Annotated in this window: 13 protein-coding genes; 11 read left to right on the top strand and 2 right to left on the bottom strand. The window is 69.6% G+C overall.

Going from position 1 to position 20,624, the window contains the following annotated elements; all coding sequences use genetic code 11:
- The first annotated feature begins 23 nt into the window (after window positions 1–23).
- The 4 genes from uvrB (at window position 24) to AB0N06_RS16050 (ending at window position 6,498) form a co-directional block, all read left to right on the top strand.
- Complete coding sequence (gene uvrB / locus AB0N06_RS16065; protein WP_366135297.1) at window positions 24–2,153, top strand: excinuclease ABC subunit UvrB; 2,130 nt, start codon at window positions 24–26, stop codon at window positions 2,151–2,153.
- 127 nt (window positions 2,154–2,280) lie between these two features.
- On the top strand, window positions 2,281–2,859 hold the full coding sequence (locus AB0N06_RS16060; protein ID WP_030919738.1) for a TerD family protein: 579 nt from the start codon (window positions 2,281–2,283) through the stop codon (window positions 2,857–2,859).
- Between the two features lie 409 nt (window positions 2,860–3,268).
- Complete coding sequence (locus tag AB0N06_RS16055) at window positions 3,269–5,260, top strand: TerD family protein (RefSeq protein ID WP_366135296.1); 1,992 nt, start codon at window positions 3,269–3,271, stop codon at window positions 5,258–5,260.
- A gap of 245 nt (window positions 5,261–5,505) precedes the next feature.
- The gene (locus tag AB0N06_RS16050) at window positions 5,506–6,498 is read left to right on the top strand and encodes a TerC family protein (RefSeq protein ID WP_366135295.1); all 993 of its coding nucleotides are present in this window, start codon (window positions 5,506–5,508) and stop codon (window positions 6,496–6,498) included.
- A 47-nt stretch (window positions 6,499–6,545) separates the two neighbouring features.
- Here the strand turns inward: AB0N06_RS16050 and AB0N06_RS16045 are convergent, their stop codons facing one another.
- Both AB0N06_RS16045 and AB0N06_RS16040 read right to left on the bottom strand, forming a co-directional pair.
- Window positions 6,546–7,202, bottom strand: coding sequence for an MBL fold metallo-hydrolase (locus tag AB0N06_RS16045; RefSeq protein ID WP_366135294.1), 657 nt, complete (start codon window positions 7,200–7,202; stop codon window positions 6,546–6,548).
- A gap of 10 nt (window positions 7,203–7,212) precedes the next feature.
- On the bottom strand, window positions 7,213–7,902 hold the full coding sequence (locus tag AB0N06_RS16040; protein WP_366135293.1) for a maleylpyruvate isomerase family mycothiol-dependent enzyme: 690 nt from the start codon (window positions 7,900–7,902) through the stop codon (window positions 7,213–7,215).
- A 177-nt stretch (window positions 7,903–8,079) separates the two neighbouring features.
- Here AB0N06_RS16040 and uvrA point away from each other — a divergent pair, with 177 nt between their 5' ends.
- The 7 genes from uvrA to AB0N06_RS16005 all read left to right on the top strand — a co-directional run bounded on the left by uvrA (window position 8,080) and on the right by AB0N06_RS16005 (window position 20,480).
- Window positions 8,080–11,115: an excinuclease ABC subunit UvrA gene (uvrA, locus tag AB0N06_RS16035; RefSeq protein WP_366135291.1), complete on the top strand. Its 3,036-nt coding sequence runs from the start codon at window positions 8,080–8,082 to the stop codon at window positions 11,113–11,115.
- A 441-nt stretch (window positions 11,116–11,556) separates the two neighbouring features.
- A complete protein-coding gene (locus AB0N06_RS16030) occupies window positions 11,557–11,985 on the top strand; it encodes a Rieske (2Fe-2S) protein (protein ID WP_366135290.1) in 429 nt (142 codons plus the stop codon).
- Between the two features lie 345 nt (window positions 11,986–12,330).
- The gene (uvrC, locus tag AB0N06_RS16025; protein WP_366135289.1) at window positions 12,331–14,361 is read left to right on the top strand and encodes an excinuclease ABC subunit UvrC; all 2,031 of its coding nucleotides are present in this window, start codon (window positions 12,331–12,333) and stop codon (window positions 14,359–14,361) included.
- Window positions 14,358–15,359, top strand: a complete 1,002-nt coding sequence (gene rapZ / locus AB0N06_RS16020) for an RNase adapter RapZ (protein WP_366135288.1) — start codon at window positions 14,358–14,360, stop codon at window positions 15,357–15,359. The genes uvrC and rapZ overlap by 4 nt, the downstream gene beginning before the upstream one ends.
- Window positions 15,356–16,393: a uridine diphosphate-N-acetylglucosamine-binding protein YvcK gene (gene yvcK / locus AB0N06_RS16015; RefSeq protein ID WP_358860201.1), complete on the top strand. Its 1,038-nt coding sequence runs from the start codon at window positions 15,356–15,358 to the stop codon at window positions 16,391–16,393. The genes rapZ and yvcK overlap by 4 nt, the downstream gene beginning before the upstream one ends.
- Window positions 16,384–17,373, top strand: a complete 990-nt coding sequence (whiA, locus tag AB0N06_RS16010; RefSeq protein ID WP_030919772.1) for a DNA-binding protein WhiA — start codon at window positions 16,384–16,386, stop codon at window positions 17,371–17,373. The genes yvcK and whiA overlap by 10 nt, the downstream gene beginning before the upstream one ends.
- Before the next feature lie 155 nt (window positions 17,374–17,528).
- Window positions 17,529–20,480: a M14 family zinc carboxypeptidase gene (locus tag AB0N06_RS16005; protein WP_366135287.1), complete on the top strand. Its 2,952-nt coding sequence runs from the start codon at window positions 17,529–17,531 to the stop codon at window positions 20,478–20,480.
- The last annotated feature ends 144 nt before the right edge of the window (window positions 20,481–20,624 follow it).

Raw genomic sequence — 20,624 nt, 5'->3', positions numbered from 1 at the left:
GTGGGGGGTCGTACCGTGGTTGCATGCGGCCCGTTTCGAAGATCGAACGTTCGGTGGCGCCTTTCGAGGTCGTCAGTCCCTACCAGCCCAGCGGTGACCAGCCCGCTGCCATCGCCGACCTGGAGCGGCGTATCCGGGCAGGTGAGAAGGATGTCGTGCTGCTCGGCGCGACCGGCACCGGTAAGTCGGCGACCACCGCCTGGATGATCGAGAAGCTGCAGCGCCCCACCCTGGTGATGGCGCCGAACAAGACCCTCGCCGCCCAGCTGGCGAACGAGTTCCGCGAGCTGCTCCCCAACAACGCCGTCGAGTACTTCGTCTCGTACTACGACTACTACCAGCCCGAGGCGTACATCCCGCAGTCGGACACCTACATCGAGAAGGACTCGTCGATCAACGACGAGGTCGAGCGACTGCGCCACTCCGCGACGAACTCGCTGCTCACCCGCCGCGACGTCGTCGTGGTCGCCTCGGTCTCCTGCATCTACGGCCTCGGTACGCCGCAGGAGTACGTGGACCGCATGGTCCCGCTCACGGTGGGGGAGGAGATCGACCGCGACCAGCTGCTGCGTCGCTTCGTCGAGATCCAGTACACGCGCAACGACGTCGCGTTCACCCGTGGCACCTTCCGGGTGCGCGGCGACACCATCGAGATCTTCCCGGTCTACGAGGAGCTCGCCGTCCGTATCGAGATGTTCGGCGACGAGATCGAGGCGCTCTCCACCCTCCATCCGCTCACCGGCGAGGTGATCAGCGAGGACCACGAGCTCTACGTCTTCCCCGCCAGCCACTATGTGGCAGGCCCGGAGCGAATGGAGAAGGCGGTCAACGGCATCGAGCAGGAGCTGCAGGAGCGCCTCGACGAGCTGGAGAAGCAGGGCAAGCTGCTGGAGGCCCAGCGGCTGCGGATGCGTACCACGTACGACATCGAGATGATGCGCCAGATCGGCACCTGCTCCGGCATCGAGAACTACTCGATGCACATGGACGGCCGCGAGCCCGGCACCGCGCCCAACACCCTCCTCGACTACTTCCCCGAGGACTTCCTGCTCGTCATCGACGAATCGCATGTCACCGTGCCGCAGATCGGCGCGATGTACGAGGGCGACGCCTCCCGCAAGCGCAGCCTCGTCGACCACGGCTTCCGGCTGCCGTCCGCCCTCGACAACCGCCCCCTGAGGTGGGAGGAGTTCACGGAGCGGATCGGTCAGACCGTCTATCTCTCCGCCACCCCGGGCAAGTACGAGCTGTCCCGCGGCGACGGGTTCGTGGAGCAGATCATCCGCCCCACCGGCCTCGTCGACCCGGAGGTCGTTGTCAAGCCCACCGAGGGCCAGATCGACGACTTGGTGCACGAGATCCGCAAGCGCACCGAGAAGGACGAGCGGGTCCTGGTCACCACTCTCACCAAGAAGATGGCCGAGGACCTCACGGACTACTTCCTGGAGCTGGGCATCCAGGTCCGTTATCTCCACAGCGACGTCGACACGCTCCGCCGCGTCGAGCTGCTCCGCGAACTGCGGTCCGGGGAATACGACGTCCTGGTCGGCATCAACCTCCTCCGCGAGGGTCTCGACCTGCCCGAGGTGTCCCTGGTGGCCATCCTCGACGCCGACAAGGAGGGTTTCCTGCGCTCCGGGACGTCCCTCATCCAGACCATCGGCCGCGCGGCCCGCAATGTGTCCGGCCAGGTCCATATGTACGCGGACAAGATCACCCCGGCGATGGAGAAGGCCATCGACGAGACCAACCGGCGCCGGGAGAAGCAGATCGCGTACAACACCGAGCGCGGGATCGATCCGCAGCCGCTGCGCAAGAAGATCAACGACATCGTCGCGACGATCGCCCGCGAAGAGATGGACACCGAGGAGCTGCTCGGCACCGGCTACCGCCAGGGGAAGGCCGTCAAGGCGCCCGTTCCCGCGCTCAGCGGCATGGCGGGCAAGGCGGGCAAGGCTGCCGGAGCCAAGAAGGCCGGCGCGGTGGCCACGGACCGGCCCGCCACCGAGCTCGCCGGGATCATCGAGGAGATGACCGACCGGATGCGGGCAGCCGCCGCGGACCTGCAATTCGAGGTGGCCGCCCGACTGCGCGACGAGGTGGGCGAGTTGAAGAAGGAGCTGCGCCAGATGCGGGAGGCGGGCCTCGCCTGACCCATCGCAGCCGGTGTGTTGCAAGACCGACACAAAAACGCCCGGAAGCTGCTGCGCCTTCGGCGTGCTGCGTAGGGTGCTGGGCAGCCGCACGGACCGGTGCGGGTCAGCGGAGAGGGGACAGCGCGTGACGGTCAACATGACCAAGGGTCAGGCCATCAGCCTGCAGAAGAGCGACGGGGGGACCCTGACCGCGGTACGGATGGGGCTCGGCTGGCAGGCGGCGCCGCGCCGCGGTCTGTTCGGGTCGCGCACACGGGAGATCGACCTGGACGCCTCGGCGGTGCTGTTCGCCGACAAGCAGCCGGTCGACGTGGTCTTCTTCCGTCACCTCGTCAGCGATGACGGCTCGGTGAAGCACACCGGCGACAACCTGGTCGGCGGCGCCGGTTCCGGTGGCGACGACGAGGCGATCCTCGTCGACCTGCAGCGGGTGCCGGTCCACATCGACCAGATCGTCTTCACGGTGAACTCCTTCACCGGCCAGACGTTCCAGGAGGTGCAGAACGCCTTCTGCCGCATCGTCGACGAGACCAACGGCCAGGAGCTCGCCCGCTACACGCTGGACGGCGGCGGCCAGTACACCGCCCAGATCATGGCCAAGGTGCACCGCGTGGGCGCCGGGTGGCAGATGACCGCCCTCGGCAACCCGGCCAACGGCCGCACCTTCCAGGACCTGATGCCGGCGATCCTGCCGCACCTCTAGTGCCGTGATCGGCAATGTTTGCCCCGTGAGGAGCGTCGTCCAGTGCGTGCGGTCGCAAGGCGGCCGGAAGTCCTTGGATGGGGTCTCCCCTGCTCGAACGAAGCTGAGAGCTTGGGGAAGGAGCTACCAGGGCTTTTGGCCAACGCGGCGAGCGTGCGTGCTGGGCGGCGCGACGGGGCAAAGCTTGCCGGGAGGGGCACTAGGGCGTGCGTGCCAGACGCCGCCGGGCAGGCGGGATTTCCGACACAAGCTCTGGGCACAGCCGGACCGCTCGGGTCCGTATCGGCAGGGGCAGCTCCCGGAGGCGACGGCCGCCGGGAGCTGCCCCTGCATGGCACCGCACCACGGCATCTCGCCGACAGACAGCGCGCCGCGCCGCGCAGCAGCAACTCGTCGAGGGGACAGAGCAATGACGGCCGAGCTGGTCCGGGGGCAGAATCACACCTTGCCCCAGACCCGTCTGGAGATCCGGGTATCGGCCGGTACGCCCGTCGTGGCGGGTGCCACGCTGGGCGACGAGCAGGGCACGGTGCACGGCATCGAGTGGATCGCCCACCCGGGCTCGCCCCAGCTGCCCGGACTCGAAGTGTCCAAGCAGGCCGCCGCCGGGCACCGGCTCGCCGTCGACCTCGACGCACTGCCCGCTTCGGTGCACCGCGTCACCGTGCTGCTGGCGCTGCCCATGGGCGTCGGCGGCCCGGTCAGGTTCGGCGCGGTCGCCGCACCCTTCGTCGCTGTCACGGGCCTCGAAGGCACCGAGATCGCCACCTTCACCCTCACCGGTCTCGACAGCGAGTCCGCTGTCGCCGCCCTGGAGCTCTACCGCCGCCAGGGCGCCTGGAAGGTCCGCGCGGTCGGCCAGGGCTATGCGGGCGGTCTCGCCGCGATGCTCGCCGACCAGGGGGTGTCCGGTGCGCAGGAGCTGGCCCGGTCGGTCCATGAGGCGGTCGCCCGGGGCATGGCCCGCTCGGTGGCGCCACCCCCGCCCCGCACCCCGGAAGGCGACCGGGTCCGCCACGCCGGCGCGGCCTCCGGCCAGCAGGCGCCCGCGACACCTCCCGCCGCACCGATCGGCGACCCGGCCCCGGCGGCCACCCCGCTGCCCGACCCCGCACAGGCCCGGCCGGCCGACGGCGCGGTCCCCACCGCGGGGCCCGCCCCGGGTCCCGCCACCGGTGGCCCCATCAACTACGCGCACCCGCGCCGCCAGTCCGCGGCGCCTCCGCCGCCCCCGCCCACCGCACCGCCCGCCGAACCGGGCCGGCCCGCCCAGCCCGTCGCCGGGGATGCGACCGGCTGGTCCATGGAGGAGCGCCTCTACAACCAGGTCTGGGGCATGTTCGAGGACCTGGCCCGCGCCACCGCCGCGTACCGCAGCGCCGTCGACTTCGCCGAGTCCCGCATGGACCAGGAGCTCGACCGGGTCCTGTCCGACCCGCGCAACCGGATCGGAGGAGCGGGCGACCGGGCCCGCGAGGAGGCCCGCACCAAGCGCGACCAGCTCACCGACCGGGCCCGCGCGGCGCTCGACCGCGATCTCGCCCAGCTCGCTGCCGAGTCCGCCGTCGTCGAACCCGCACTCCCCGCTGCGTACGCGGGCTGGGACAACCCCGTCTGGCACGCCTACCGCGTCCCGATGGAGATCCCCATGGCCCTGCGGATCGGCGACCTCCATCTGCCCGAGAGCGCCGACCTGCGCATCCCGCTGCTGGTACGGCTGCCGCTGGAGCGCGGAATCTGGGTCGACAGCGGGCGTACGGCCTCCGAGGCGGCGGCCCTGACCGGTCCGGACCAGCTCCGCCGCCTCGCCATGGAGAACGCCGTCGCGCACGCGGCCCGGCTGCTCGCCGTCTACCCGGCGGGCGAGTTCTCCGTCCATGTCATCGACCCCGCGGGCTCGGCCACAGCGGCGCTCGCGCCCCTGGTCGACTCCGGGGTGCTCGCCGCGCCCCCCGCCGCCGGCGCCGGGGGAGTGGCCTCGGTCCTCGCCCACCTCACCCGGCGCGTCGACCTCGTGCAGATGGCGATCCGGTCCGGCGCCGCCGATGCGCTGCCGCCGGACCTGGACACCGCCGAGCAGTTGCTGATCGTCAACGACTTCCCGCACGGCTTCGACGACCGGGCCGTCACCCAGCTGCGCTACCTCGCGGACGAGGGCCCCTCGGTCGGTGTCCACCTGCTGATGGTCGCGGACCGGGAGGACGCGAGCGCGTACGGGCCGGTGCTCGACCCGCTCTGGCGCTCCCTGCTGCGGATCACCCCGGTCGCCGACGACCACCTGGCCGATCCCTGGGTCGGCCACGCCTGGACGTACGAGCCGCTGAGGACTCCGCCGGGCAGCCGGGTGCTGCACAACGTGCTCGCCCAGGTGGCCGCCGCCCGTCGTAGCGGGCGGCCTTGACCCGTTGAACCATCCCTGACCTGCACTTTTGAAAGATCTTTTTGCTGGACTTTACCTTTTCTTGGTGTTCCCTGTACTGTTCTTCGAACGGAGGGGAGTACTCCCATACGCGACGTGCCCGTCAGTACGGACTGTGACCGGTCCCGGGGCGTCGGCCCGTGGTGCGCACCCCGTGCACCCGGGTGGAAGAGACCTCCGGCAGCGACGACGCTGATCAGTAGCCGTAGCGAACTGCCGGAGGCGCAGTGGACGTTTCGTGGACCCTCTGGGTGCTGACCATTCTTGGTCTGTCAGCCCTTATCGCCGTCGACTTCTTCATCGGGCGCAAGCCTCATGACGTGACGACAAAGGAAGCAGGCATCTGGACGATCGTCTGGATCGCGCTGGCTGTGCTCTTCGGACTCGGCCTGCTCGTGTTCGGCGAGAGCCAGGCATCGGGCGAGTTCTTCGCCGGATTCATCACCGAGAAGTCGCTCAGCGTGGACAACCTCTTCGTCTTCGTCCTGATCATGGCGAAGTTCTCGGTGCCGTCCCACCTTCAGCAGCGCGTGCTGCTGGTCGGCGTGCTGATCGCACTGGTCCTGCGAGCGATCTTCATCGCCGCGGGCGCCGCGGTCATCGCCAACTTCTCGTGGGTCTTCTACATCTTCGGCGCGTTCCTGATCTACACCGCCTGGAAGCTCATCCAGGAGGCGCGGGCCGGTGAGGAGGAGGACGACTTCGAGGAGAACCGTCTCCTCAAGTCGATCGAACGCCGCTTCGGTGTCGCCGACAGGTACCACGGCACCAAGCTCTTCATCAGGATCAACGGCAAGCGCGTCCTGACCCCGCTGATGGTCGTCATGCTCGCCATCGGCACCACCGATGTGCTGTTCGCGCTGGACTCCATCCCCGCGATCTTCGGGCTGACCCAGGACCCGTACATCGTCTTCACCGCCAACGCCTTCGCCCTGATGGGGCTGCGGCAGTTGTACTTCCTCATCGGCGGTCTGCTGAAGAAGCTGGTCCACCTCAGCTACGGGCTGTCGGTCATCCTCGGCTTCATCGGCGTCAAGCTGGTGCTGCACGCTCTGCACGAGTCCGGGGTACATGTCCCCGAGATCTCGATCCCGGTCTCCCTCGGCGTCATCTGCGGCGTGCTGGTGATCACCACGATCACCAGCCTCCTCGCCAACAAGAAGCAGGCCGCGGCCGAGGCCGACCGTGAGGCGGGGAAGAGCTCCCGCGTCGAGGCCTGATGCGGCGGTGCGGGTGGGCGGCGCGACCGTTCACCCGCACTCTCATGTCACCAGCCGCGGGCGCGCCACTCGGGCAGCTGCGGACGCTCGTCGCCGAGCGTCGTGTCGTGGCCGTGGCCCGGATAGACCCAGGTCTCGTCAGGCAGCACGTCGAAGAGCTTGGTCTCCACGTCGTGGATCAGGCTCGCGAACGCCTCGGGGTCCTTGCGGGTATTGCCGACCCCGCCCGGGAAGAGGCAGTCCCCGGTGAACAGATGCGGGGCGCCGTGCGGGTCGTCGTAGACCAGTGCGATGGAGCCCGGGGTGTGACCGACCAGATGACGCGCGGTCAGGGTGACCTGCCCCACCCGGATCGTGTCGTCGTCGTCGACCAGCACATCGGTCGGGACCGGGATGCCCTCGGCGTCGTACCGCCCCGCATAGGTGAGCGCACCGGTGGCCGCCACCACCTCGCCCAGCGCCTGCCAGTGATCGCCGTGCCGATGGGTGGTGACGACGGACGCGATGGAGTCGTCACCGATCAGCCGCAGCAGGGTGGGGGCGTCGGCGGCCGCGTCGATCAGGAGCTGCTCGCCGGTGGCCCGGCAGCGCAGCAGATACGCGTTGTTGTTCATCGGGCCGACGGCGACCTTGGAGATCATCAGGTCCGTCAACTCGTGTACATCCGCAGGTCCGCCGACCTTGACCGCTCCGCTGTACGTCATACGTCTCAGCCTATAGCGGCGGCAGTACGGGGAGAGGGCCGCCGTCGACCTTCAGCGCCGAGCCGTCGCGGCGCCCGGCGAGCCAGCCGAGCAGCTCCGGCGCCGGGCCGCGGACCGCGACAGACGGGCCCTCGGCGCCGCCACCCGTGGTCCAGATCCGGCCGTCGCCGGTGGCCAGACCCGTGGAAACGACCTCCGGATGACGGCCGAACCGCTCCGCGAGGAAGTCGATCTCGCGAGCCACGAATTCGTCCGGAAGGTTCTCGAGCTCGTAGCCGATTCCCAGGTCGACATGGTGCAGCTCGATCTCGACCCAGCGGCGGAAGGGCACCCGGGAGGCGGAGTCGGTGACGCCGTTGCGCAGGGTGACGGTGCGGGACCAGTCGGCCGGCTCGGCGGCGGCGGCCAGGAAGCGGGCCGCGCTCTCGCGCAGGTCGGCCAGCTGTTCGGTGAGCGGCCGGGGTGCGTCTCGCTCGATGTCCCGGTCGCGGGTTTCGCTGTCTGCGTACATGGGACGGCCCTGGAGAACGTTTACGAGCGCGTCGGCGTTACGGGAAAGGTGTGCAAGGACATGGCCCCGGCTCCAGCCGGGCAGCCGTGACGGTTCGGCGGCGGTGAGGTCGTCCATTTTCACCGTCGCGCCGAGGAGCCGGTCCGTCGCTTCACGTACAGCTGCCAGGTCGTGCTCGTGATCAATCATGCGGCCGAGCCTAGCCTCGGCACTCGTTCGGGTGAAGGAGTCGCCGACCGTCCGTAAATCGAATGCGCGTGCTATACGCTCGGAGTCGAAAAAGCTTCGTACACCGCTGTGGCGCCCCCCATACCCTGGGACAGGGGCTCAGTTCCCCCATTTCTCTCTAGAAAGGTGCGGACCGGCGTGACCGACCGTCTCATCGTCCGTGGCGCTCGCGAGCACAACCTCAAGAACGTCTCGCTCGACCTTCCCCGCGACTCTCTCATCGTCTTCACCGGGCTCTCCGGGTCGGGCAAGTCGTCTCTCGCGTTCGACACGATCTTCGCGGAGGGCCAGCGCCGGTACGTGGAGTCGCTCTCCTCGTACGCCCGGCAGTTCCTCGGCCAGATGGACAAGCCGGACGTCGATTTCATCGAGGGCCTGTCGCCCGCCGTCTCCATCGACCAGAAGTCGACCTCGCGCAACCCGCGCTCGACGGTCGGCACGATCACCGAGGTGTACGACTACCTGCGGCTGCTCTTCGCCCGGATCGGCAAGCCGCACTGCCCCGAGTGCTCTCGCCCCATCTCCCGCCAGTCACCGCAGGCCATCGTCGACAAGGTGCTGGGCCTGCCCGAGGGCAGCCGCTTCCAGGTGCTGTCGCCGCTGGTGCGTGAGCGCAAGGGCGAGTTCGTCGACCTCTTCGCAGATCTGCAGACCAAGGGCTACAGCAGGGCCCGGGTCGACGGCGAGACCATCCACCTCTCCGAGCCGCCCACGCTGAAGAAGCAGGAGAAGCACACCATCGAGGTGGTCATCGACCGTCTCACGGTGAAGGACAGCGCCAAGCGCCGGCTGACCGACTCGGTCGAGACGGCGCTCGGGCTCTCCGGCGGCATGGTCGTGCTCGACTTCGTCGACCTCCCCGAGGACGACCCCGAGCGTGAGCGGATGTACTCCGAGCACCTCTACTGCCCGTACGACGACCTCTCCTTCGAAGAACTGGAGCCGCGCTCCTTCTCCTTCAACTCCCCCTTCGGCGCCTGCCCCGACTGCACGGGCATCGGTACGCGGATGGAGGTCGACCCGGAGCTGATCGTCCCCGACGAGGAGAAGTCCCTCGACGAGGGCGCGATCCACCCCTGGTCGCACGGCCACACCAAGGATTACTTCGGGCGGCAGATCGACGCGCTCGCCGCAGCCCTCGGATTCCGTACGGACGTCCCGTGGGCCGGGCTGCCTCAGCGGGCCAGGAAGGCCCTGCTCTTCGGCCACAAGATCCAGACCGAGGTCCGCTACCGCAACCGGTACGGGCGTGAGCGCGCGTACACCACCCCGGCCTTCGAGGGCGCGGTGCAGTTCGTCAAGCGGCGGCACTCCGACGCCGAGAGCGACTCCAGCAGGGAGCGCTTCGAGGGCTATATGCGCGAGGTGCCCTGCCCGACCTGTGAGGGCACCAGGCTGAAGCCGATCGTCCTCGCGGTCACGGTGATGGAGAAGTCCATCGCCCAGGTCGCCGCGATGTCCATCAGCGAGTGCGCCGAATTCCTCGGCCGGATGAAGCTGAACGCCCGCGACAAGAAGATCGCCGAGCGGGTGCTCAAGGAGGTCAACGAGCGGCTGAAGTTCCTCGTCGACGTCGGCCTCGACTATCTCTCGCTGAACCGCGCGGCGGGTACTCTGTCCGGCGGTGAGGCGCAGCGCATCCGGCTCGCCACCCAGATCGGCTCCGGACTCGTCGGCGTGCTGTACGTGCTGGACGAGCCGTCCATCGGCCTGCACCAGCGCGACAACCACCGGCTGATCGAGACGCTGGTCCGGCTCCGTGACATGGGCAACACGCTCATCGTCGTCGAGCACGACGAGGACACCATCAAGGTCGCCGACTGGGTCGTGGACATCGGCCCCGGCGCCGGTGAGCACGGCGGCAAGGTGGTCCACTCCGGCTCGCTCAAGGAACTGCTCGGCAACGACGAGTCGATCACCGGCCAGTATCTGGTCGGCAAGAAGGCCATCGCGATGCCCGACATCCGGCGCCCGGTCGACCCGACGCGCAGGCTCACGGTGCACGGAGCCCGGGAGAACAACCTCCAGGACATCGACGTCTCCTTCCCGCTCGGGGTGCTCACGGCCGTCACCGGAGTCTCGGGGTCGGGCAAGTCGACCCTGGTCAACGACATCCTCTACACCCACCTGGCGCGCGAGCTGAACGGCGCCAAGTCGGTCCCCGGGCGGCACACCCGGGTCGACGGCGACGACCTGGTCGACAAGGTGGTACACGTCGACCAGTCGCCCATCGGCCGTACGCCCCGGTCCAACCCGGCGACGTACACCGGCGTCTTCGACCATGTCCGCAAGCTGTTCGCCGAGACGATGGAGGCGAAGGTACGCGGCTATCTGCCGGGCCGCTTCTCCTTCAACGTCAAGGGCGGCCGCTGCGAGAACTGCTCCGGCGACGGCACGATCAAGATCGAGATGAACTTCCTGCCGGACGTGTACGTCCCGTGCGAGGTCTGCCACGGGGCGCGGTACAACCGGGAGACGCTGGAGGTCCACTACAAGGGCAAGTCGATCGCCGAGGTGCTGGACATGCCGATCGAGGAGGGTCTGGAGTTCTTCGAGGCCGTCCCGACGATCGCCCGCCATCTCCGTACGCTCCACGACGTGGGCCTCGGATACGTCAGGCTCGGCCAGTCCGCGCCGACGCTCTCCGGCGGTGAGGCGCAGCGCGTGAAGCTCGCGAGCGAGCTCCAGAAGCGCTCCACCGGCCGCACGGTCTACGTCCTGGACGAGCCGACCACCGGACTGCACTTCGAGGACATCAGCAAGCTCATCAAGGTGCTGTCCGGACTGGTCGACAAGGGCAACTCGGTGATCGTCATCGAGCACAACCTCGATGTCATCAAGACCGCGGACTGGGTCATCGACATGGGTCCCGAGGGCGGCAGCGGCGGTGGCCTGGTGATCGCCGAGGGCACGCCGGAGCTGGTCGCGACGGTCCCGGCGAGCCACACGGGCAAGTTCCTCCAGGGCATCCTGGACGCGGACCGGGTCAGCGAGGCGGCGGTGCCCGCAGCGCGGAAGCCGGTGCGGAGGACGGCTGCGAAGAAGACGGTGGCCGCGAAGTCGTCCCCTGCGCGGAAGACGGCGACGGCCAAGACGGATGCCGGCGGGAGCGCGACGGCCAAGCCGGCCAAGACGGCTGTGGCGAAGAAGACGACCCGCGCGCGCAAGGCCTGACGCGCGGCGCGTCGAGGTGACGGCTCCCGGCCGGCAGGCGGGCAGCCGTCACCTCGCGGATGGCCACAACCGGCAGCGTCGGGCCACGCTCGGCTGCCGCCCGGTCACGGCCGGGCGCGGGCGGCCACAACCGGGCGACGGTCTGCCACCGCCTGGCCGCCTGCTGCCGTGCGGCGCGGGTGGCCAGGCCCACCACCACCGCCTCGGTCCGCGTCGGCCGTTGTGGGTCGGTCATGCCTGTTCAGGCTTGGTCGCGACCGGCCCTGACCAGGCATGACCGTCCACGACCGGCCCGGCCGCAGGGCCGCCCCTCTCCGCCGGTATCGTCGGTTCTGTCACTGATGCCGGTGGCGCCCCGGGTGCCTTCCGGTACCCCTGGCGCATCCGGCGTCTCTCCGACACCCCCTCCTCGTCCCACCCCTCTCACCCCGTGGAGTCCGCATGTCCGGCCAGCCCGCCGCCCGCCGTACCGTGCTGAAGGGTGCCGCTCTCGCCGGTGTCGCCGGGCTGGGAGTGGCCGCCTGTTCGACCGAATCGAAGCTCGGGCACGCCCAGACGCCGACCCCCACCGCCCCCGTCGAGCTCGGCTTCCCAAGCGAGGTGCCGGTCGGCGGGTCCAAGCTCTTCCGCGAGCAGCGGGTCGTCGTCAGCTGCCCGGCCAAGGGCGAGTTCAAGGCGTTCAGCGCCCAGTGCACCCACGCGGGCTGCCTGCTGGACAAGGTCGAGGACAACGAGGGGAACTGCCCCTGCCACGGCAGCCGCTTCGACACGACCTCCGGCAAGGTGGTGCAAGGTCCGGCGACCGTGCCGCTGCCCTCCGTCCCGGTCAGGGTCGAGAACGGAAAGCTGATCGCCGGTCCTGACGCCTGACGCCCTGGGCCGGGTCGTTTCCAAGGCGTCCCTCTGGACCGTCCCCGAGGCCGGGACGTCCGACGCCTGGAAAGTGGTGAACATCGCCACCGGCGACGACGTGACGCGGTACGCCACCGAGGGAGCCCGCAAGCTCCCGGTGGCACGGGCGTCCTCGCCGTGCTGGTCCTGTGCGGCGAGGACGCGCCGCACAGCCGCCGCCACCGGTCGGCCACCGGCACCACCACCGTCACGGGCACCTGCTGCCCCCGCGCCCCGGGGCGCACTCCCTCAACCCGTGCCCCCGGGCACCGCATCACCCCGGACGTCACCGCACTGTCACTGCCCGCAAGTAGGGTGGGAGCCATGGCAGACCCCTCCAGCTACCGCCCCAAGCCGGGACAGATCCCCGACTCCCCGGGGGTCTACAGATTCCGCGACGAGCACCGCCGGGTGATCTACGTCGGGAAGGCGAAGAGCCTGCGTCAGCGCCTGGCCAACTACTTCCAGGACCTGGCCAATCTCCACCCCCGTACGCGCACGATGGTCACCACGGCCGCCTCCGTCGAGTGGACCGTCGTCGCCACCGAGGTCGAGGCGCTCCAGCTGGAGTACTCCTGGATCAAGGAGTACGACCCCCGGTTCAACGTCAAGTACCGGGACGACAAGAGCTATCCGTACCTCGCGGTCACGCTCAACGAGGAGTTCCCGCGCGTGCAGGTCATGCGCGGTGCCAAGAAGAAGGGCGTGCGCTACTTCGGTCCGTACGGGCACGCCTGGGCGATCCGCGAGACCGTCGACCTGATGCTCCGGGTCTTTCCCGTACGCACGTGCTCCGCAGGTGTCTTCAGGAATGCCGCGCGGACCGGCCGCCCCTGCCTCCTCGGCTACATCGGCAAGTGCTCGGCGCCCTGCGTCGGCCGGGTCACCCCCGAGGAACACCGCGAACTCGCGAACGATTTCTGCGACTTCATGGCCGGCCGCACCGGCGCGTACATCCGCCGCCTGGAGAAGGACATGATGGCGGCGGCCGAGGAGATGGAGTACGAGCGGGCGGCCCGGCTCCGCGACGACGTGGAGGCCCTCAAGCGGGCCATGGAGAAGAGCGCCGTCGTCCTCGCCGACGCCACCGACGCCGACCTGATCGCTCTCGCCGAGGACGAGCTGGAGGCCGCCGTGCAGATCTTCCACGTCCGCGGCGGCCGGGTGCGCGGCCAGCGCGGCTGGGTCACCGACAAGGTCGAGGCGGTCGACACCTCGAGCCTCGTCGAGCACGCCCTGCAGCAGCTGTACGGGGAGGAGACGGGCGACTCCGTCCCCAAGGAGGTCCTCGTCCCGGCCCTTCCGGAGCACCCGGAAGCGGTCTCCCAGTGGCTCGCCGACCGCCGGGGCTCCCAGGTCAGCCTGCGCATCCCGCAGCGCGGCGACAAGAAGGACCTGATGGTGACGGTCCAGCGCAACGCCCAGCAGGCCCTGGGGCTGCACAAGACCAAGCGAGCCTCCGACCTGACGACCCGCTCCCGCGCCCTGGAGGAGATCACCGAGGCGCTCGGCCTCGATACGGCTCCGCTGCGCATCGAGTGCTTCGACATCTCCCACCTCCAGGGCGACGACGTGGTCGCCTCCATGGTCGTCTTCGAGGACGGTCTGGCCCGCAAGAGCGAGTACCGCCGCTTCCAGATCAAGGGCTTCGAGGGCCAGGACGACGTCCGCTCGATGCACGAGGTGATCGGCCGCCGCTTCAAGCGGTACCTGCAGGAGAAGGAACGGACGGGGGAGTGGGAGGAGATCCCTGCCCCCACCGGAGCCGTCCCGGCCCCGGAAGCCTCCGATGCCGGCCCCTTCGAGAACGAGTCCCGTGAGGACGACGGCCGCCCCAAGCGGTTCGCCTACCCTCCGCAGCTCGTGGTGGTCGACGGCGGCCAGCCGCAGGTCGCCGCGGCCAAGCGGGCCCTAGACGAGCTGGGGATCGACGACATCGCCGTCTGCGGCCTCGCCAAGCGTCTCGAAGAGGTCTGGCTGCCCGACGACGACGACCCCGTGGTCCTGCCCCGCTCCAGTGAGGGCCTCTACCTCCTGCAGCGTGTCCGCGACGAGGCCCACCGCTTCGCCATCACCTACCAGCGCGCCAAGCGGGCCAAGCGCATCCGCTCCAGCCCTCTCGATGCGGTCGCCGGACTCGGCGAGACCAGGAAGCAGGCGTTGATCAAGCATTTCGGCTCCGTGAAGAAGCTGAAGCAGGCGACAATCGACGAGATCTGCGAGGTTCCGGGAATAGGCCGCAGGACGGCGGAATCAGTGGCTGTCGCCCTCGCCTCGGCCGCCCCGGCCGCGCCTGCCGTGAACACGGCGACAGGAGAGATCATTGAAGAGGACGACGGGGGCAGCGCAACATGACTGAGCACGAGCAGGAACAAGAGCACCATCAGCAGAACCGGCACGAGCAAGAGCGCGCGCACGACCGCACAGACCGAGCAGACGGAGCAGGACACGTGAGTACGGGCACCACGATCGAGATGGGCGATGCCACTGCGGCCATCCCCGAGCTGGTGATCATCTCCGGTATGTCGGGCGCCGGGCGGTCCACCGCCGCCAAATGTCTGGAGGACCTCGGCTGGTTCGTCGTCGACAACCTGCCGCCCGCGCTGATCCCCACCATGGTGGAGCTGGGTGCCCGGTCGCAGGGCAATGTGGCCCGGATCGCCGTCGTCGTCGACGTGCGCGGCCGCCGCTTCTTCGACAACCTCCGGGAATCCCTCGCCGACCTCGAGGCCAAGCACGTCACCCGGCGGATCGTCTTCCTGGAGTCCTCCGACGACGCGCTGGTCCGCCGTTTCGAATCGGTCCGCCGCCCGCACCCCCTGCAGGGTGACGGCCGCATCGTCGACGGCATCGCGGCCGAGCGCGACCTGCTGCGCGAGCTGCGCGGCGACGCCGACCTGGTGATCGACACCTCCAGCCTCAACGTGCACGAGCTGCGCGCCAAGATGGACGCCCAGTTCGCCGGCGACGAGGAGCCGGAGCTGCGCGCCACGGTGATGTCGTTCGGCTTCAAGTACGGCCTGCCGGTCGACGCCGACCTGGTGGTGGACTGCCGCTTCCTGCCCAATCCGCATTGGGTTCCGGAGCTGCGCCCGTTCACCGGGCTCAACGAGGAGGTGTCGGCGTACGTCTTCGACCAGCCGGGCGCCAAGGAGTTCCTCAACCAGTACACCGAGCTGCTGCAGCTCGTCGCCGCGGGCTACCGCCGCGAGGGCAAGCGCTATGTGACGATCGCCGTCGGCTGCACGGGCGGCAAGCACCGCTCCGTCGCCATGTCGGAGAAGCTCGCCGCGCGGCTTGCCACCGAAGGCATCGAGACCGTCCTCGTCCACCGGGACATGGGGCGCGAGTGACCAGTCGTAATCTGCGCCTGCGGCGGCTGCGCCGAGCCACCTCTGCGCTCTCCGCCCGCAAGCGCGGCGCCCAGCAGCCCAAGGTCGTCGCCCTCGGCGGCGGCATGGGCCTGTCCGCGTCGCTCGCGGCGCTGCGCCGGATCACCGGTGATCTCACCGCAGTGGTCACCGTCGCCGACGACGGCGGCTCCAGCGGCCGGCTCCGCGAGGAGCTCGGCGTTCTGCCGCCCGGCGACCTCCGGAAGGCGCTCGCCGCGCTCTGCGGCGACGACGACTGGGGCCAGACCTGGGCCCAGGTCATCCAGCACCGGTTCCAGTCCAAGGGCGATCTGCACGAGCACGCGGTCGGCAATCTGCTGATCGTCGCCCTGTGGGAGCAGCTCGGCGACCATGTGCAGGCCCTGGACCTGGTCGGCAAGCTCCTCGGCGCGCACGGCCGGGTGCTGCCCATGTCCGCCGTGCCGCTGGAGCTCCAGGCACTCGTACGGGGCCACGACCCGGCCCGGCCGGACGACGTGGACACGGTGCGCGGCCAGGCGACGGTGGCGCTCACCCCCGGTGAGGTGCAGTCCGTGCACCTCGTCCCGAACGACCCGCCGGCCGTCCCGGAGGCGGTCGAGGCGGTCCTGGACGCGGACTGGGTGGTGCTCGGCCCGGGATCGTGGTTCTCTTCGGTGATCCCGCATCTGCTCGTACCGGAACTGCTCGACGCGCTCGTCGTGACGAAGGCCCGCAAGGTCCTCTCGCTCAACCTCGCACCGCAGCCCGGTGAAACTGATGGCTTCTCTCCGCAGCGTCATTTGGAGGTTTTGGGACGACACGCCCCTAAACTCGCCCTGGACGTGGTGCTGGCCGACGAAGCCGCCGTGCCCGATCGCGAGTCCCTTGCCGAAGCCGCGAAGCGGCTCGGTGCCGCGGTCGAGCTGGCGCCGGTGGCCTCACCCGACGGCGTTCCGATCCATGATCCGGAGCTGTTGGCCGCCGCGTACGACCGTATTTTTCGGATGCATGGAAGGATCGGCCCATGGCGATGACGCCAGCGGTGAAGGACGAAATCTCTCGGCTTCCCGTGACCCGGACCTGCTGCAGGAAGGCAGAGGTCTCGGCGATTCTTCGGTTCGCGGGTGGGCTGCACCTGGTGAGTGGCCGGATTGTGATCGAGGCGGAGCTGGACACCGCTATGGCGGCACGCCGGCTGAAGCGGGACATTCTCGAGATCTTCGGGCACAGCTCGGAGCTGATCGTGATGGCCCCCGGCGGTCTGCGGCGCGGCTCCCGCTATGTCGTACGGGTGGTGGCGGGCGGCGACCAGCTGGCCCGCCAGACCGGCCTGGTGGACGGCCGCGGCCGCCCGATCCGCGGTCTGCCGCCGCAGGTGGTCTCGGGGGCCACCTGCGATGCCGAGGCCGCCTGGCGTGGGGCCTTCCTGGCCCACGGCTCGCTCACCGAGCCGGGCCGCTCCTCCTCGCTGGAGGTGACCTGCCCGGGCCCGGAGGCGGCGCTCGCGCTGGTCGGCGCGGCCCGCAGGCTCTCCATCGCGGCGAAGGCACGCGAGGTGCGTGGCGTCGACCGCGTCGTCGTCCGCGACGGCGACGCGATCGGTGCGCTGCTCACCCGGCTCGGCGCCCATGAGTCGGTGCTGGCCTGGGAGGAGCGGCGGATGCGCCGCGAGGTCCGCGCCACGGCCAACCGGCTGGCCAACTTCGACGACGCCAATCTGCGCCGCTCCGCGCGGGCCGCGGTGGCCGCGGGTGCCCGCGTGGGGCGTGCCCTGGAGATCCTGGGTGAAGAGGTGCCCGAGCACCTCGCGGCGGCCGGACGGCTGCGGATGGAACACAAGCAGGCATCCCTGGAGGAACTGGGCGCGCTCGCCGACCCGCCGCTGACGAAGGACGCGGTCGCCGGCCGGATCCGCCGGCTGCTGGCCATGGCCGACAAGCGGGCCCAGGACCTCGGTATCCCGGGGACGGAATCCACCCTCAGTGAAGAGCTCGCGGACGGCCTGGTGGGCTGAATGTGACGTTCCAGGCCAACTGGCCGCTGCCGGTGCCCCGACGGGGTACCGGCAGCGGCTTTTACGGACCCTGTCACAACCCTTGACTTGATCACGGGGTTGTCATGAGCCTTGCGTCGGTTCACTCATGTGGAAGCCAACAGCAAGGGGGGCTTATGAGACGCAGGGCGAGATCGATGCTCGCAGCGGCTTCACTGCTGATAGCGGGTCTGGCGGCGGCACCCGTCGCCCAGGCGCAGGACGGACAGGCATCCAACGCGGGCGCCGACGCCGTGAAGGTCTACAACGCCGATGTCACCAGGGAGCAGATTCCGCTGCTCCTCGCGGCCGGCCAGGACGCACACGAACTGGGCGAGCGCGCGCCCGACAAGGGCACCGCGAAGGTCGAGCTCTTCCTCACCGACGCCGAGGCGGCCGGTCTGAAGGCGAAGGGCGTCGAACTCACCGAGCGCAAGGTCTCGGCTCGGACGCAGCGAGGGCTGGCCGCCGCCGGGGACGGCGTCTTCCGCCCGTACAGCGGCAAGGGCAACATCCAGGAAGAGATCATCGCGACCGGAAAGGCCCACCCGGGCCTCACCAAGGTCGTCTCGATCGGCAAGACGCTCCAGGGCCAGGACATCCTCGCCCTCAAGCTCACCAAGGGCGCCAAGGCCTCGGAGGACGGCTCCAAGCCCGCCGTGCTGTACATGGCCAACCAGCACGCCCGCGAGTGGATCACGCCCGAGATGACAAGGCGGTTGCTCCACTACTACCTCGACAACTACGGCAAGGACCCGCGCATCACCAAGATCGTGGACTCCACCGAGCTGTGGTTCGTGATCTCCGCCAACCCGGACGGCTACGACTTCACCCACAACTCCGACGGCCAGCGGCTGTGGCGCAAGAACATGCGCGACAACAACGGCGACGGCGCCTACACCGCCAGCGACGGCGTCGACCTCAATCGCAACTTCGCCTACAAGTGGGGCTACGACAACGAGGGTTCGTCCGCGAATCCGGCGAGCCAGACCTTCCGCGGCGCAGGCCCCAACTCCGAGCCGGAGACCGTCGCCCTGGACCGCTTCGAGAAGCGGATCGGCTTCGAGTACGGCATCAACTACCACTCCGCCGCCGAGCTGCTCCTCTACGGCGTGGGATGGCAGGTCGCCACCCCGACCCCCGACGACGTCCTGTACAAGGCCCTCGCCGGTACGCCCGAGAACTCCGCCGTCCCCGGCTACTACCCGCAGGTCTCCTCCGAGCTCTACACCACCAACGGCGAGGCCGACGGGCACGCGGCGAACGTCAACGGGATGATGATGTTCACCCCGGAGATGACCACCTGCCAGACGGCCTCCGCCATCGACCCCGGTGACGCCTGGCGCCCCGAGGACTGCCAGTCCGGGTTCAACTTCCCGGACGACGAGAAGCTGATCCAGGAGGAGTTCGCCAAGAACATCCCGTTCGCGCTCTCGGTCGCCGAGACCGCCGCCCACCCCGACCAGCCCTCCTCCTCGGTCGGCCTGACCGCCCCCGACTTCACCCCCGACACCTTCACCACCTCCTACGCCCGCGGCGGTGACCAGGAGGTCTCCGTCGTCGCCCGCAAGTCGCTGCGCGACAAGGAGCTGAACTACCGCGTCAACGGCGGCCGCACGCACAAGGAGGACCTCGAAGGCTGGAAGGGCGGCAAGTTCTACGGCGGCAAGGACAACATCCACTTCGACGACTACCGGGCCGAGGTCGAGGGCGCGGAGCCGGGTGACCGGGTCGAGGTCTGGTTCACCGGCCGCACGAAAAGCGGCCAGCGCACCTCCAGCGAGCCCTTCACCTACACGGTCGCCGAGCGTGCCAAGGCGAACACCCTGGTGATCGCCGAGGAGGGCGCCGCCGCCCAGAACGCCCAGCTGTACGCCGACGCCCTCAAGGCCAACGGCCGCAGCGCGGTCGTCTGGGACGTCGCCACCCAGGGCGTACCGCACCCGCTCGGGGTCCTCAGCCACTTCTCCACAGCCGTGCACTACGCCGGAACCAGGACGCCCGGCGGAGCCACGCAGCTGGCGCTCCGTGACTTCCTCAACGGAGGCGGCAAGCTGATCGAGGCCGGTACCCGGGTCGGCGGCAACGTCCAGATCGGGCGTGCCGTGACGGACGACTTCAGCCAGTACTACCTGGGGGCGTACGGCCGTACGAACGCCAACGGCGCAACCGGCTTCGACGGCAGCGGAGCGCTCGTCGGCGCCACCGGCGGACTGAGCGGCAGCGCCGGCGGTCCGCTGAACGCGGCCGGCGCGTACACGGTCACCTCGGACACCCTGCCCGCGGCGGAGTTCCCGCAGTTCGGGAGCGCCCAGGCGGGCCGGTACGCCGGAGTCGTCAATCCGTACGCCCCCTACGCCGGCCAGTGGATGGCCGCAGCCACGCACACCGACAACGACTGGAAGCGGCTGACCCGTACCGTCGATCTGACGGGAGTCAGCGCGGCCGACAAGCCCGAGCTGCGCTTCGCGATCAACTGGAACACCGAGGCCGGCTACGACCACGCCGTGCTGGAGGCGCACACCACCGGGGCCGAGGACTGGACCACGCTGCCCGAGGCCGGCGGTGCCACCCGGAACGCGGTGCCCGAGGAGTGCGACGCCGGGTACTTCATCAACGGCCACCCGTTCCTGCGGCACTACCTGACCCTCAACGCGGGCGGCTGCGTGGCCAACGGCACCAGCGGAGCCTGGAACAGCTTCACCGGCTCCTCCGCCGGCTGGAAGCAGGTCGCCTTCGACCTCAGCGGCTACGCGGGCAAGAAGGTCGAGCTCTCCCTGAGCTACATCACCGACCCCGGCTCCGGCGGCCGTGGTGTGTTCGCGGACAACGCCGCCCTGTTCGTCGGCGGTGCGGAGAAGGAGTCCGAGGGCTTCGAGACCTCCCTCGGCGCCTGGACCGTGCAGGGCGCGCCGGCCGGCAGCCCGGCCGTCGACGGAGACTGGGCCCGCGCGGGTGAGCTCTTCAAGTCGTACGCATCGGTCACCACGCGCGACACCGTGCTGCTGGGCTTCGGGCTCGAGCACCTCGCCAACCCGGACGAGCGCACGCGGCTCGTCGGAAAGGCACTCGCCGCCCTGCGTCGTTGACGCCGAGCAGCCACAGGATTGCGGCGGTCCGTGCCCCTAACCGAGGGGTACGGGCCGCCGCGCCGTGTATACGGCCGCTTGATGTCATGCCTGGGCATTGGGGGAGGTAGGGTCGTAGGCGGTCGGGGACATCTCATGAAGCTA

Source organism: Streptomyces sp. NPDC051020 (genome assembly GCF_040683105.1).
Taxonomy (GTDB): domain Bacteria; phylum Actinomycetota; class Actinomycetes; order Streptomycetales; family Streptomycetaceae; genus Streptomyces.
This window is presented reverse-complemented; position numbering and strand designations above follow the sequence as displayed.